The organism is Paenibacillus gallinarum, assembly GCF_014836635.1.
GTDB classification, from domain to species: domain Bacteria; phylum Bacillota; class Bacilli; order Paenibacillales; family Paenibacillaceae; genus Paenibacillus; species Paenibacillus gallinarum.
Map to the genome: position 1 here is coordinate 1 of NZ_JACSQL010000011.1, position 15,052 is coordinate 15,052.

A 15,052-nucleotide genomic window follows, 5' to 3' on the forward strand; every position below is an offset into this window, starting at 1 on the left:
AAAAAAAAAGGGAACCGCAAAGGTCCCCTTTTTTGTCTATTTAAAAATAGAATAGATGATATCGAGCATGAGCGAGTTATCGTATGAATTGATCATGCTTGCGACTTTCCCCATCTTATTTCTAAAATCTCTCTATATACTCGATTACTTCATGCGAGGTTGGAAAAGATTCAGTGTCTAAAAGAACTAGACGATCAAAGACCTTTACAGTATATTTCGAATCGGTACGATTTACTTCAAAACGTATATCCTCTCCTACTGCATATCCTCCAATGGTAACTTGTTCCCCAGGCAACATATGTACAATATTAATTTTCCCTGTTGGTGTGAGCATATCAAGACTCCCTTCTTGTGAGCTATAATATGATTTCTTCTGCTTACTAATCTCTATACAGTTTTCCTCATTATACGCTAAAACGTCGATTCAACTCGATTTTAGTAGCATATTTATCATACAGTTCTCGGATGAATGGATGATTATCATAAGTAACAATAAAATCAGCATTCGGGAATTCTTCGTAACAACTGTCTAGTAAATCACACACCTCTATGTGCTGTTCTTCAGTGTAAAAGTGGCGATACAAAGCGTGACCCTTTTCAAAATATGGTGGATCAATCCAGAGTGTGGATTGATTTGACCACATTTGGTCTTCTATGAATTCCAATGCATTTTGATGGTGAATAACAATACGATCACTCATACTATGAATGTGAGATATTCGCCTACTTAAAGTGTCTGGATTGAAACGAGAGAGTAGATCATTCTTAGTACCGTATCTCCCACCTAAAGGATTTGCCTTGTAAATGCCTGAGTAGGCAAGCCTGTTAACGAGTAGTATCGCCCATGCTGCATCCAACATATCGACACCGCTGTAATCTTCTTTAATTATTTCTCGTTGCCTAAAAAATTCATCGTGAGTCGGCTCACAGTTTTTAATTCTATATATTAGATCTTCAGGATGGTTCTTTATTAAGTAAAATAGCGAATATATACCGAAGTCAATATCATTTAAAATTAGATTTTTAATTTGCTTAGCGTCTAGCAAGGCAAGTTCAACACTAGCCCCTCCCGCATATACACTGATAAGGGTATCCAGTTGTTCGGGTCGCATAGATAAGAGCAACTGATCTGCAATTTTGCTTTTTCCACCTGGATATCGTAATGGGGATAGTTGTTTTTTTAATTTAATTTTTGGTTTTGAAGTGATAGGAGAATCTGCAGACGATGCAGTTTCTAAAAAGAGAAGGAATGACGGACGTTCTTTAGTAGGATCGAAGTATGAAAAGTATTGGCATTCATCGCACCAGAACCCCTCAGAATTTTTATCGGGTGGGATATCATTTATACAGTCGTAAGTAGCTTCGCATTTTTGGCAGACCAGGATCACAGTTTAACCTTCTTTCTTCTATAAAAAAAATGCAGACGCCAATATGGCGTCTGCTTATGATTTTATGCAAAATATACATCTGGATGTACTACATACATGTCTAATTCGATTTCCTTAGCGTATGCTACGGCGTTGCCAGTTCCGCCGTTCGAACCATTATGTAATGCGAGCAGCATATCGGAATGATTAAGCATCCCTTTATTGCGCAGATCCATAAATTCCGAGGCTCGTTTTTTTCGAACAGCATCGCGCCTTTTTTTGTCTGAAATTTTATTACATTCTTCTAATGATCCATATATAGTCTTAAAATCGGCATGGTGAATTTGTTTATGCCAGAATTCTATATCAGTTGATTTAAACCATGCTTCTGCCTGTTCCATCATCGGAATCTCTGCATGAAATAGAACACGGCCGGGAAAAGCATCTTTCATTGCAAGAATGGCCTTGGACCATATCGTATCACCACCTAATGCCAGACCTGAATGGCCGACTACTTGATCATAAACTTCTAAATTACGTCGGATATAGGATTCTAGGTCGTCTTGCATCTCACGATAGCCAGGTACGGATAAATCGTATCCAGCCAATTTGTCCGGTCGATGTCCTGTAAAACCAATATGTACGACAGTTTTTACCATAACAGTATCGTCAAGTGCGTCAGCCATTTGGGCCAAGGTATGTCCATGACATACTTTTGGAGCGCAAAAGCAACAAAGAACTTTCCCTCTTAGTTCATGTAAATCGGCAAGCAAATGGGGTTGCGTCAGAATCCATTCTCTGTGTTTCTGTACTGCTTCTTCACGCGTAGACACTTTAAACTCTGCTGTCGTGTTGTCCATGTGAGAAAAAGGATTTCCCCATTTCGAACCACGGCCGATGTATATGTCGTATGCGTCTCCACTATGTTTGTTTACAACGGTCGTTTTTTTGTTCATATTTTCCACCCTTTTTATTATATTTTGTAGCACACTGTCCATCGTTTATTTTTTCTGTTGCTCAGAGTATGAAAATCGGAAAAATAAAGTCTTGGTCACGGATCGGGTAGCTTCTTGACTTACCTTATTTATTAGAGGGCAGAACTACTGTACATTCTTTACTATCTATAAAGTATAGTTATCGGACTCAAAGCAACAAAAAAAAAGCATCCAACGATTTTTCGTCGGGTGCTTTTAATATTTAGATCTTCCCTCTTGGAAGCTATACGGTGACTATATTATTTTTACTATTTACTTGTAGTGTCGTGTTCCACAATTAATACAGTTCCATGTACGCTTGTACTCGATGAGCTTATTCTTTTTTCCTCGGATTAGGCGACCACCGCAAGTCGGACAGATACTCTTTTTGATCTCAGTTTGCCGAAGCGCTTCTTCTTCGGGATCTGAATGTGGACCAATTAAGGGTCCAGGACCAACGACACCACCGATATCGTAACTAATAACAAGATTATTTTCACTTAATTCTTTTTCGTTTTTAGATTCGTTCATATTTTAATATCCTTTTTTGGTTTGAAGTATAATGAATAATTTTATTTTTTATCGGGCGACGCCATGTTTCTCTAGTATCGTTTTATTTTACCATTTTAACATATTAGAACTCACCGGATCTCAGCTGGATTTTCTGCTTTTTAGATTGAATGGTTTTCTAATTCTTTGATCATGTCCCGAATTACGGGAGCAGCACGGTGACTATATTTACGAACCAGCATGTCATATTCGTTTGAACCACCATATTCATTTTGCTTCCAATCGGCAATATGTTTGGCAGCAATATGTTCTTCTCTTTTGTTTTCAATGGTAAACCGATTGTATCTCATTTCAGAACTTTGACGAACTACTTCATGTCTACTTTTTTGATTTCTTATGTATAGTTGCTCTTCAAGAGCGAGTTCTTTTGTTGTAGGGAATAAATTCGGCTTGATGAATTTAAGACGGTAGTGATCCATTACCGCGATTTCTTTATTTTCACTATAATCGATTGTTCTCCAAATCATCTTAATTAGAGTTCGGTTTATGTCATATTTACTGATTAACATCGTGTTATTGTAATACGCCATATGATCGTTAATTCTTCGAAACGCCATCAAGGTACAAAAACCATATGACAGAAAAAGTAACTGAGCACCACCTGCAGTTGTTGTTAGTGAGCTGTTCTCATTAAGTACAATATTGTTCATGAAGCTCAAAAAGAGCAGAACAGCATGAATACCGAATGCTGGTATATTGAAAAGTAGAATATTTTTAATATAGACCCAAGCAATGAAGCCTGGCTTTATTGTAAAATAAATGTCGTTTTTGAAAATGCCTTTTTTGAAATGCTCTGTAAATGGTTCATGAACATGCCGATCGAAGTTTCCATTTCTAGGTATCGATACCTTGCGATGATTTAGATGTTCTCTACGCAGGGTATTTTCTTTTTTCAGATTCTTTATAGTTCTTGAATTCATGATATTCACCTCTCTACGTTATATTGGTTATTTCAATCTTTTTATATTGTTTGCTCTAATTATGTAAATTGATTTTTTAATCTAAACTCACTCTTTGTACCGGACATGACGACACCAGGTGATAGCAACACATTTTATAAGTTCTCAAGTGTCTGGGCATGTCGCAATGTAGCACCACAAAATAATAGATAAGATTGGGTTTTTCATCCATCAGTGTATCATATCTTGTTACTTCTAGTGCTTATTGATTACGTTCATAAACAAAATGTAAGCGCTTAACATATGAATTCAATAGAAGATTAGAATTTAGCTTAATACAATTTAATATGGATTTTTGTGATTTTTCTCATTTTAAGTTAACTGAACTTGCAATGAGCTGGACAATAGCCATAGCTTTTGAACGAATTGCTGATGAATTTTAAGATTAGTTGGAGGCAATATCTGAACATTTTCTTATTGGTATAAGTAAAGTCTTTTATGATTAAATGTTTCGTCTCAAAGATCGATCTGGATAGATTATTTCTGATGCAGCTCTTTTTATATTTAGGAGTAACATTCTAGTAAAAGAGCCTATAAAATATTTGCACATTTTAACATATGAATATTAAGACTATCTATTAATAACCATGAATTGATTCCTAAAAAAAATATAACCTTTAGGTATAGTTAAAATGTCGTCTTGTGCAACGAATTTCTTCTTTCTTCGATGCAGTATTTAAAACAAATAATACGGCTGCTACTTTCGTCTTTTCGTCATGCTTTGTGATTTTCATGATCTTAGAAAAGTATTTATTTTCAGTATACATTTATGAATTTGTCATCGTGATCGTTAGGAAAGTTATCTTATAATACGCTTTTGAATTACGAAAAAATTTTGGCAAGGGGGCATGTCTCCCGTAGCCAAATTTGGTCGACAACGCATGTCGTTGGCGACTGGTTTTTCAGATCATTTTTCATATGCTTGGCAGCTGATTATCTGATTAAAAAGGTTGCTGTGTTTAACGCTAATTATATAGTTCTTTATTGGCAACGCATGTCGTTGACAAGAGGTACTTCAGTTCGATGTCTTTCGTTTTTAGTTCTAAAAGGAATGGCGTTTTTATACACCGTTCATTTACTTTTGGTTGGCAACGCACGTCGTTGACGACTGGTAATCCAGATCGGTGTGGATGTATATTGAGCCATTTTGATTTTATAGGGGTGCCATCTTGTATACCGGATATTTACTTTTAGTTGGCAACGCATGTCGTTGACGACTGGTATTTCAGACCGGTATATACTTACCCTACGGCACCCATTTTTGTTTTATAAGGATGTCAAATTTCTAATGGATTTTTTCCCTTTTAGTTGGCAACGCATGTCGTTGACGACCGGTATTTCAGATTGGTGTATGTACAAAGGTTTATTCGCGCTCTGCTAATCAAACGTACACGTTTGATCAGCTTTGCCGAAGGCAACTGGCGCGGTTGAACTACTTCTTGTTTTTACGGAACGAAAGAGAAAAACCATGTGTTTTGAGCGATAGTGCAGTGTTGATTTTCAAACGGTAGAAGCGCCCGAATAGGAAGCTTCGAATGAGCACCCCGAAGGGGCAAGGAGCGAGATGCATGGCATCGAAACGACGCAGTGGGAAACACGGTCGGCTATGCCGACTGACATGAAGCGCAGCGGAATGTCATACGTGTTTCTTATGCTCTTTACTCTAGTGCATTCCGATTCAACGTTATATAGTGTGCGTTGTCGATAAATTTAGGCGTGGCAAGCGTTCGAAGTGATTTGTGCGAGAACCGAAGTAAAATACGCCGCGTATTCCGTATGGCAAAAACGGCGTTATTATGGGATTCGTGAAAATTGTCGCGAATTGCACGATGTGTCACGGCGTATGACAACATTGCTGTAACGTGCAGATATTTCCGGGCGTTTTTCAGCCCGGTATTTCCGACCCGGTCGCTTGCGACTGACGCTTTTCCGGGACGGTGTTTTCGGGGTAGCAATCACGCCGGTTTTTTTGCACGCTGCTGATCGGAGTTGTCAGAAAATTTGTACTAGGGTACGTTGTTCGGACCGGTCTTGCGTAGCGTGAGCGGAGCGTTGATCTAGCCGCTTTAGGTTTACCAGACAGTCAATCCATCGAGAAGATCGGGCGCGAGAATTAGGGGGGTTATTCCTTCAAAAAATATGTTTTGTGCGTACAAAGTACGCGGTGAAGAAAAGTTGGTTCCGCACGGTTTTAGAGAGGGATTCTTCGGAATGGATTGTGGGGGTAGGAACGACATGATTTTAGGAGTGACGAGGGGCCCGTACAATCCATTCCGGTTTGTTGTTCGGACCAGATCTTTCTGTTGTTCAATTTAAATCGGTCCATTCTGTTGTCATAAAAGTCCGTCAATTTGATGTTAGATTGACGGTTCCAAGAAATTCATCTTCGGGATGGATTGTGGGGGTAGGAACGACATGGTTTTGGAGTGACGAGGGGCCCGCTCAATTCAGGACGGCTTATCGATCGAACCAGGTTTTATATTTACTTTTCTGTTCTTTCTGGTGCCAATTAAATTGGTCCATTCTGTTGTCAAAAAATCCCGTCAATCTAGTGAGATTGGCGGTTCAGGAAATTCTTTTTAGGAATGGATTGTGGGGGTAGGAACGACACGGTTTTAGAGTGACGAGGGGACCGCTCAATTCAAGACGGTTTATTGATCGAACCAAGGTTTTATATCTGCTTTTCAGTTCTTTCTGGTATCAATCAAATTGGTCCATTCTGTTGTCAAAAAATCCCGTCAATCTAGTGAGATTGACGGTTCAGGAAATTCTCCTTAGGAGTGGATTGTGGGGGTAGGAACGATACGGTTTTAGAGTGACGAGGGGACCACGCAGTTCAGGCTGAGTTGTTGATCGAATACGAAGTTTCAAGCCTTATTATTTAAGATAATTCGTTAGTTTTACTTCATCTGATTGTTTGTATTTTTTGCTATATGATAATTAAAAACGAAATGTCCTATGTAAAGCCCTTTTTAAACTGATCTAATAGCCTTGGTTTGGCTCCCAGCTGCTCATTTTTCACCTAGTTTTGTCGAGTATGGGCCGTTTTACAGATGTATTGAAGGAATTTAAGCTATATATTCGACTATTTAGAAGTCATTGTGTCGCATTTTACATTAATTTATGGATCTTAAAAAATATGATATTTTATACTCATTTAATAAAGCATATAATTACTAATTTATTATCGTTATTTTCAATATGGCATACTATAATTAAAATTTTATTCATTTAATACGCTAAATATTAATCATTTATTACCTTAAAATAAATATATATTATACACTATAGTAATTGAATCGTTAAAATCATAGATTTTCGCCTTTTACATACAATATACAGCATAATATGTGTAATAATTACGCATTTGATGTAATTAATCGTCATATAATTAAAAAATACGAAATAATTTATCAAATAAATATGAATATAATTCTACATTATTTTTCATATGTAATGTAAAATTCATAACTGTTTTGATAAATGTTAAGAGTGTCTCACACCACTATACATATTTTTCGTATAAATTAACTATCCAAACTAGTGAGCGATTCTACATCTACAAATTTCTCTTCTGTTGCTTCGATATACCTGCTTCTTCTCTGTTGTAAAAAAAGAAACCCTCGCCACTGGGGCGAGGGTTAATAAATGTTATGGAATTTTGTGAGGGGTCATAATAGTTTAAAATCTTCATTGGAATACTCAAACATTCCTGTTTAAGCATCCTAGCAGTTTTCAAACCGCTTTTTTATTGTTTGCATATTCTGATTTGATTTCTTTATTACATGATTTACATTGCAAAGATTCACCTTCCAAATGAACCATTACTCCTGTTATTTCCTCTTTGCTTTTGTTGGCACAATCAGTACAATATGTATCTTTAGATTGATCATGAAATATATATTGATGACCTCCAACCAATGAACGATATGGAAAGTTGCCTTTATTATCTTCTAATAATAATGCAATTAAGATTGGTAATTGCTTGTAGAATTCTCCATGACATGTTGGACAACCGCCACTAAACTTACTGATTCCGTTTATTTCTTCGATGCCTGCTGCTGACCATTCGTTTTCACTTGATATTTCTTTGCATGCTAAACAGATAACTTTTTTCATGGTAATCATCCTTTTATTTTTTATTTGGTAGGTTTTCATGAGGAATGATGCTGAACAGCTTAGGTTCTTTATATATATTAGGGCTCAGTTTAGTAAGCCTGGAGATCAGTTTTTCGCAAGCATCTTTAGTTCCACTCCAGTTCGAGTGTGTTTCATCTCCGTAGTAAAGGTGATGCCTTACTGGCTCTTCGTCCTTTTTCCAGTCTGTATGAGAGAAGGTATGGCATCCCCAAATATCATCCCAAATTACAACGTGTACATCTTCTGGATCGTAGCTTAAGAGTTCGGTGTAATCCCTAACATTCTTAAATACTGCTTTCAATGATTCAAATTCTTCTACGTCTTTATCAGTTGGATAATCGTGAATGTTGTACTGGATTTTCTCAACGCCGTCCCACTTGTAAGCATAGGGACTTACGTAGTAACGCTTAACATTCTTACTCTCGTCGGTATACTTATATCTCCATCTGTCATTCTTTACATAGGCGGTGATACCATATTTCATAAGCTTTATTGCGTTTTCTTCCATTGGGAGGCCTAGACATGACATTGCTAGCTGGCCATCTACGTATAGATCACCTTCATAGTTACTATTCATTTTAATCGCGACGAGTATGTCATTTGTTTTTAGGGTAACTCGACTCTCGTAGTTTCTTTCCATCTCAAATTTTGGCATTTTTTTAATTTCCCTCCCACAAGTCTGAAAATCCATTCCAGACATTTTCCATTATAATTTTACGGTCTTGGTTAACGATGATGTGAGCTGCTTCGTCACCGTACTGCTCATGTTCAAGTAGAAATACTCTTTCGCCTTCATAGTGCGAACTTTCCAGTGTGTACCATGTTCCTCTATGACCAATTATTTTAATGCCTTCCGATCCTATAGCACCCCTACTGCTCAATACATCAGAAGTTGTAGTCTTCATATCCCGTCTCGCTCCTAATATTTCATTGTCATTTGATTTATTGGCGGGTACAAGCCGCGATTTAGAAAAAAAACCGATCCTTTTATGGGATCGGTTTTTTTACTTAGGTATAGGTGGCATGTAATAAATTTATATAGATAATCCTTTTATTAGCATTTTTCGTTGTACCTGAGTAAGAACACTTCCTACAAGCGAATCAGGACAGTGTTGGACTAAAGTACGGTTACTTAGAACGCGAAGATCGTCTTTGCGGCTCAGTTTAACGAAAGCCCAAGATCCGTCTTCGAGTTTACCATTAATTACTCGACACGTTAGGAATCTATCGTTGTTTTTCGCGCCCATCTTTGCCATCATATCAATCAGAATACTTCCTGTGAAACAATAAGGCATATAATTTTCAATATCACCGATTTGGCACACGCAGTGCTTGAAAATAATCAGTTTATCATAATGACTATCTGACAGATCAGTAATCAGAAAATCTTGAGTTGGTCTATAGGCAGTTGTATACATATCGTCACGCTCCTAATATTTCATTGTCATTTGTTTTATCGGCGGCGTTAGCCGCGCTTTTGTTAAAAAAAATTACCAATCCTTTTAATGGGATCGGTAATCAGATTTTATATGCTTCAGGTAGTTATAAAGCAAGCAGCCCCCTGCAAAGGGGGCTGCTTTCCTATTCTATTTCATCCCATGTCCATGAACCTGCTCCGATTTGGTAAACTTTAGTTATAACACCATTAATGCATAATTCAGTAGCATCATATTTTTCTTTTTCTTCTTCTGTTTGTCCGAACAGAAGAAATTCAAAAGTATCATTGGTAGGATCATAATGACTAGAAGAATAATCTTCTTTATCTTTATTGTTATTATTAAATATTTGGGTGATCAAAATAGCTTGATCTTTAGTAAAGTACGGCATCGCCCAACCATTCCACTTTTCACCAAGTGTGTAACCTTCAAATGCGATTCCCTCATTTGCATCTAATCCAAAAGTTGTTAACTTAGGGGAAATAGTACTCGAATAATCTAATTCATTTCTTATAAGGGCATCTAATCCAGTATAAAGATCCGCATTCATCGGCAAATTGATAGATTGTCCTTTCAGTGTCATTGTTACATCATAATCATTCGTATACCCAATTTTGCGATCTTGCAATTGATCCATTAGATTAGAATTTGATGAGTTCATATGTTTCAAGAATGATTGTACATCATCTAAATTTAGGCTTTTGGGGTAACTTGTATCCAAAATAGTTCCCTTCATACCTTCCAAAACATAGCTTAATTCTCTTGCACTTTCATCTATAGAACTCCCGAAAATCTTCATTTCAGCTAATTGGTTCTCTAGGATTTCGGTATCATCTAATTCAATGGCTGTAATCAAACTCTCCATTACCCCTAATAATCTTTCCAGTAATCTATATTGTTCCACTGGAAAGAAAGGAGTGAAACCTAATACTATATCGGTGTATCCTTCAAACTTTAACGTATTCATTTGATTATATACTTGTTCAATATCAGCGCCTTTAGGTAAATCTATAAATTTATTTTTGTTGCCTTCAATATAGTTAATTCGATATGTTTTCTCCATTCTAAAAATCCCCTTTATCGTTTTTTCTCGCAAAATACTCAATGACAAATATTAATGTCTTACTATGTACTTTTGTTCATCATTTCGTATATTGGCGGCATAAGCCGCGCTTGCCACAAAAAAAATACCGAACCTTAGAGGTTCGGTATTTTAGCTCATATTTTGAGACAAAAGATATTTAATTTCTATCTCTGAAATTCTATTTTTAAATTCTGTCTCATAACTCATCATTTCATCGTATGAATTAGTTAAAATCAACCTAGTACCACTAGACCATTCATTTAAGCATGTTTCCTCAACGATAATATAGCGTGCATTATTTTTTCCGATATTAATAATTTCAGCGTTATGCATAATATAATTGTCTAATAAAACTCCATCATAACTATCATAAGAAATACCATGTTTGTCCGCTATATCTAACAACTCATTTACGACTTCATTACTTGCTTCAACAGTTATCATTTTTATTCTCCATTCTTTAAGTAAAATTATGCGTTAATTACATATACGTAAATGAACTCAGCGTATACTTGTTGTTCAGTTGCACGTTGGTAATATCTCTTTATTTCTCTCACTAGATATTTGCTATGTACTTTGTCCTCGATGTCGTTAAATTCCAAGATATCTCCCTTTCTTGGAATATCGTTGCTTGGGATTTTTGTGAGAAGCATGTCGCAATTATCAATGTCTTCATACCCGTTCGTTCCACTCTTAACTGCCACATAAAACATTTTATCTCCACCTTCTTAAATTTATCGTTTTAAATCTCAGCCAATTCTCCGCTATTTATATTTATTAATGAATAACAAGCTTGGTACTTTGTTACCTAAAGAATGGTTAGTCTCTGTAATTCGCTTACGATACTTCTTAGAAGTGTCTCGGCTTATATCGGTTCTATCCTTTTCATCTCTTATTGTATAGGTCCTTGCATGATGATGAAGCGTAGCAAAATCATGATGCTGCCCTTATGCATGGCTACTTGATGGGAGCGCAGCAAGTCGTAGCGAGCATGATGTAGTCGTGCCTTCCCTGATCAGCATCAGAACGTCCCTATCATATACGTCACCCATGTATTTCTATCACATGCATCTTACAGCATCCTCCTCTTCTGGAGAAACTAACAAATGATGATCATGTGTTAACATAAAATAATCAAGAACATTATTATTAAATTGATAATCGAACAATTTTGTTTGATTAAATGCATCAGCTAAACGTTTTAAATAATCGTCGTAGATTTCTAAATCTTCATCTAAAGATTGATAACTTATAATTCTGTTTGCTACATGCTCATCAAAAATTATAGTCTTCGGATGTGCTTGAAATAATCCATTGCTGGGCTTTGCCCAATCCGTTCCTGAGATCTTTTCTCCCTCAAAATCAAATTCAAATCTTTTTCTCATAAAAATATCCTCCTCTATATAAAATCAATGATAGTTTTATAACTTTTATTTCATACTTCATTTTATTTATTGGGGGCGCTAGCCGCGCTTTTCAAGAATTACCGAACTTAAATATGTCTGGTAGAGTTAAATCGGTAGTGATAATTTAATTTTCGTTATCATTAGTTTTATTGGCAGCGTAAGCTGCGCTTTTCTAAAAAAAATACCGCACCCATTAATGGGTGCGGTATTAAGGTGCTAAACTTCTTTATAACAATCGTTTATTTAAATCACTTCGACTACTACTCATTGTTATAATTGCCAAAAGAAATAGAGCCCCGGCAGGGGCTCTATTATTCATGGCGGTTAAATACTACATATCATTTAAAGATCAACGTTCCTAGACTTACTTAAGCATGAGCCATTACTCCCGCCGCTTGTTCATCCAGAGCACTCAGACCAACAGTCATATCCAAAGCAACTGCAATTTTCATCACTGTTTCGATGGAAGGGACTGATGATGAAGTCTCCAACCTTGCTACCTGAGCCTGGGTTATTCCTGCTCGTTCAGCAACTTGGGCTTGAGTGAGTCCAAGAGACTTACGTCTATTAACGATCTGTACAACCAATTTTGCCATCTCACTGATCACTTTTTTCTCATACTCAGACTTGTAATCCAATTCTTTTTTGAAGTTACTCCATGTTCTGAGTTTTTTATTATTATTCATTTGATTATCACCTCCACTATGATTGGGTAGAAGATTACACATATCTTCTACCCTATTTCACTATATTACGAGCCTTCCCTAGCAACCCAATCCTTCATTCGTTTTCGAGCCCTATCAATTTCAGCCTTGGGGGTTTGTTGGGTGCTTTTCACAAATATCGTCAAAAGCACTATGTAACCTTCCCATCGGAAATACGTAATCCGGTATCGCTTGGCTCGTATTTCGTAAAGTGGACCTTGGAGTTGCCTTGTATGGGGCATCCCATGTTCTACTTTGTCTATCGAGTATTCGATTGCTTCAAGCGCTGCCGTCGCTTGTCGATTACCCTTCTTAGCACTTTCGTTTAATTCGGTTAGGACTTTCTCAACTTCTGAGTTGCCCTTCTCCGTGTAGTAAAATATAACTTCCGCCATGAATAACCTCTTTCTTGTGTCGATAGTAGTAAGAATAAATTATATCATTCTCGATATAATTATATCTCCAACGATATAAAATTACAATATTTACAAACGATTAAAAGAGCTCTCCACAATGGAGAGCCCTATAATAGAAGTTTGTGTAGAAGGTAGGTTGTTCGGCAAGAACACAAACTTACCCATCTTTTCGCTTTTTGAAGATTATCGGTCAACCATCACTCTGCGAGTCAGGCTTTGGCTGTCAGGAGTCTCCTCATCCGATTCTGATGCAAGCGCATAAGCGTAATCAGCGAATCCGTTCATAACATCTTCTAATAGCAATTCACCGTTCTCATCAACGATGACGCTAGCTGCATCCTCCCCGTACTGGTCGTGCTCCATTAAGAAGAGCTTATGTCCGTCAGATGTGTTTCGATTACTGATTTCGCTCCATGTTCCGTTATGCCCTTTTATTTGAATATGTTGCATTCTTGTCATTGATTAACCTCCTATGTAGTCGTTCTATCTTTTCGTTTAATTTCAAGCTTTTTATCGGCCGGTTTACCGGCGCTTTTGATTTATTTAAAGCTCGTCTTCTGAGGACCAAGAGTTTACGCCATACTAGGTATAAATTACACCGTACTAAGTAATAAAGGTACTGAGGGGGTAACCAAACCGCCCCCAGTCTATATTGGAGCAAAGATCTACTCTATATGTTCTGACAAACTAATTTGATTAATGGAGTATTGCAATTATTTTTTAGCTTTTTTCTCACGTTCTTTTATTCTAGGCTCGTAATAATTTTTCATGACTAACTCATGTATCTTAATGTATCTACCTGTATGATATACCAAACCTATTTCTTCAAATGCCTGCAGATTACCTAGCCTGCGGTCTTGTTTGATTGTTCCTGGTTGCAATCCCCATAATTTTTCCGCTTCGTTTGTAAACATCACTTTTTTCATCGAACCGATACAAGATGGACAAACAGTAATATTAGCTGGATCTGCCGTGTTATTATATTGATAAAATAATTGTACCGGTTCTTGATCTTCCTTTATCCAATTATCACAGACAGTACAGCTTTTATTTGATCGTAAGGATGTTAATTTTTCGAGACGATATCTCAAATCTTTTAACTGATTATCTATTAGCCCTTGAGTAGTGAACCGTACTTCAAACGGTAGCGTGTCTTTTATCAGTGCAAATTGGTCTGCAGCCCGCTCCAGCTCTACAATTTTCTCTTTAGTACTTTCAATTATGGACATTTATAAACTCCTCCAAACGAAACATTTAATCGATATTGGTTATAATCATAACCGATATCGATTATATATATCAAATTACTCCTTTTAGAGATTCCCGATGGAGGAAGAAAACCATTGATAACAAAGGGATTTATCAACGGATATAGTAAATTTATTTGAGAAAAGAGACAGAAATATAAGGTTCATTCTCTCTGCCTCTCTGCTTTGTTTTAGAATGGTAAATCTTCGTCGGTGTCCATCTTTCTGTTGAATACAGGATCATCGTTACTAAGTGTGTAAGCTCCGAAATCGGTGGTGAATGGAATACCAAAAGCACCATTCATGTTCGTAACGATTCCACGATCTACGCACATCTTCATCCACTCTTTGTTATAAGTGATTAGCTGACTATCAAGTGCTAGCCCTTTGATGTTCGCCTTACGAGCTTCAGGAATAACAACCTCTTCTAATGCACGAGTCATTAACTGGTAAGATTGAGGGTCATTCCATTCCACTTTCGGTCCATCGTAACGAGCACCATATCCATCGGCTAGGATAGCGTAGTAGTCAATATTGTTCGTAGCGACACACGCAATTTCAATAAGAAGATAGTCGGCGTACGTCACGAACTCAAATGCCATTACTCGATGGCCATCAGTTATAAAATAAGGCATACCACGGAAAGTCTTAATGTCCTCGGTGATAGATCCTGTATATCCTTGTAGATGATTGAACTCGATTGCTTGGGCTGTAGGCATAAGAACCTGTAAGTCAGTTTGAATATTCAT

The 15,052-nt window shown here is 36.9% G+C and carries 19 protein-coding genes; all 19 read right to left on the bottom strand.

Annotation, left to right across the window (positions count from 1 at the left end):
- Positions 1–121 precede the first annotated feature (121 nt).
- A complete protein-coding gene (locus tag H9647_RS19455; RefSeq protein ID WP_191803121.1) occupies positions 122–334 on the bottom strand; it encodes a hypothetical protein in 213 nt (70 codons plus the stop codon).
- A 70-nt stretch (positions 335–404) separates the two neighbouring features.
- A complete protein-coding gene (locus H9647_RS19460; RefSeq protein WP_191803123.1) occupies positions 405–1,388 on the bottom strand; it encodes a DNA adenine methylase in 984 nt (327 codons plus the stop codon).
- A gap of 62 nt (positions 1,389–1,450) precedes the next feature.
- On the bottom strand, positions 1,451–2,323 hold the full coding sequence (locus tag H9647_RS19465) for a DUF4326 domain-containing protein (RefSeq protein ID WP_191803125.1): 873 nt from the start codon (positions 2,321–2,323) through the stop codon (positions 1,451–1,453).
- A 291-nt stretch (positions 2,324–2,614) separates the two neighbouring features.
- A complete protein-coding gene (locus H9647_RS19470; protein ID WP_191803127.1) occupies positions 2,615–2,872 on the bottom strand; it encodes a hypothetical protein in 258 nt (85 codons plus the stop codon).
- A gap of 140 nt (positions 2,873–3,012) precedes the next feature.
- Entirely contained in the window at positions 3,013–3,831 is an 819-nt protein-coding gene (locus H9647_RS19475; RefSeq protein ID WP_191803129.1) for a hypothetical protein, read from the bottom strand.
- Between the two features lie 656 nt (positions 3,832–4,487).
- Entirely contained in the window at positions 4,488–4,637 is a 150-nt protein-coding gene (locus H9647_RS19480; RefSeq protein WP_191803131.1) for a hypothetical protein, read from the bottom strand.
- A gap of 2,968 nt (positions 4,638–7,605) precedes the next feature.
- Complete coding sequence (locus H9647_RS19485) at positions 7,606–7,989, bottom strand: hypothetical protein (RefSeq protein ID WP_191803133.1); 384 nt, start codon at positions 7,987–7,989, stop codon at positions 7,606–7,608.
- Between the two features lie 13 nt (positions 7,990–8,002).
- Positions 8,003–8,665: a hypothetical protein gene (locus H9647_RS19490; RefSeq protein ID WP_191803135.1), complete on the bottom strand. Its 663-nt coding sequence runs from the start codon at positions 8,663–8,665 to the stop codon at positions 8,003–8,005.
- 4 nt (positions 8,666–8,669) lie between these two features.
- Positions 8,670–8,915, bottom strand: coding sequence for a hypothetical protein (locus H9647_RS19495; RefSeq protein WP_191803137.1), 246 nt, complete (start codon positions 8,913–8,915; stop codon positions 8,670–8,672).
- 129 nt (positions 8,916–9,044) lie between these two features.
- The gene (locus H9647_RS19500) at positions 9,045–9,428 is read right to left on the bottom strand and encodes a hypothetical protein (RefSeq protein ID WP_191803139.1); all 384 of its coding nucleotides are present in this window, start codon (positions 9,426–9,428) and stop codon (positions 9,045–9,047) included.
- Positions 9,429–9,591: 163 nt separating this feature from the next.
- Entirely contained in the window at positions 9,592–10,509 is a 918-nt protein-coding gene (locus tag H9647_RS19505; RefSeq protein WP_191803141.1) for a hypothetical protein, read from the bottom strand.
- A gap of 150 nt (positions 10,510–10,659) precedes the next feature.
- Entirely contained in the window at positions 10,660–10,974 is a 315-nt protein-coding gene (locus H9647_RS19510) for a hypothetical protein (RefSeq protein WP_191803143.1), read from the bottom strand.
- Between the two features lie 26 nt (positions 10,975–11,000).
- On the bottom strand, positions 11,001–11,243 hold the full coding sequence (locus H9647_RS19515; RefSeq protein ID WP_191803145.1) for a hypothetical protein: 243 nt from the start codon (positions 11,241–11,243) through the stop codon (positions 11,001–11,003).
- 348 nt (positions 11,244–11,591) lie between these two features.
- Positions 11,592–11,915: a hypothetical protein gene (locus H9647_RS19520; RefSeq protein WP_191803147.1), complete on the bottom strand. Its 324-nt coding sequence runs from the start codon at positions 11,913–11,915 to the stop codon at positions 11,592–11,594.
- A gap of 389 nt (positions 11,916–12,304) precedes the next feature.
- Positions 12,305–12,622 carry a helix-turn-helix domain-containing protein gene (locus H9647_RS19525; RefSeq protein WP_191803149.1) on the bottom strand — a complete coding sequence of 106 codons (318 nt, stop codon included), beginning with the start codon at positions 12,620–12,622 and terminating at the stop codon, positions 12,305–12,307.
- A gap of 65 nt (positions 12,623–12,687) precedes the next feature.
- Complete coding sequence (locus H9647_RS19530; RefSeq protein ID WP_191803151.1) at positions 12,688–13,035, bottom strand: type II toxin-antitoxin system RelE/ParE family toxin; 348 nt, start codon at positions 13,033–13,035, stop codon at positions 12,688–12,690.
- Between the two features lie 204 nt (positions 13,036–13,239).
- Positions 13,240–13,515 (bottom strand): hypothetical protein, encoded by a 276-nt coding sequence (locus H9647_RS19535; protein WP_191803153.1) that lies wholly within the window; start codon positions 13,513–13,515, stop codon positions 13,240–13,242.
- Positions 13,516–13,769: 254 nt separating this feature from the next.
- Entirely contained in the window at positions 13,770–14,285 is a 516-nt protein-coding gene (locus H9647_RS19540; RefSeq protein WP_191803155.1) for a hypothetical protein, read from the bottom strand.
- Between the two features lie 209 nt (positions 14,286–14,494).
- Positions 14,495–15,052, bottom strand: a complete 558-nt coding sequence (locus tag H9647_RS19545) for a hypothetical protein (protein ID WP_191803157.1) — start codon at positions 15,050–15,052, stop codon at positions 14,495–14,497.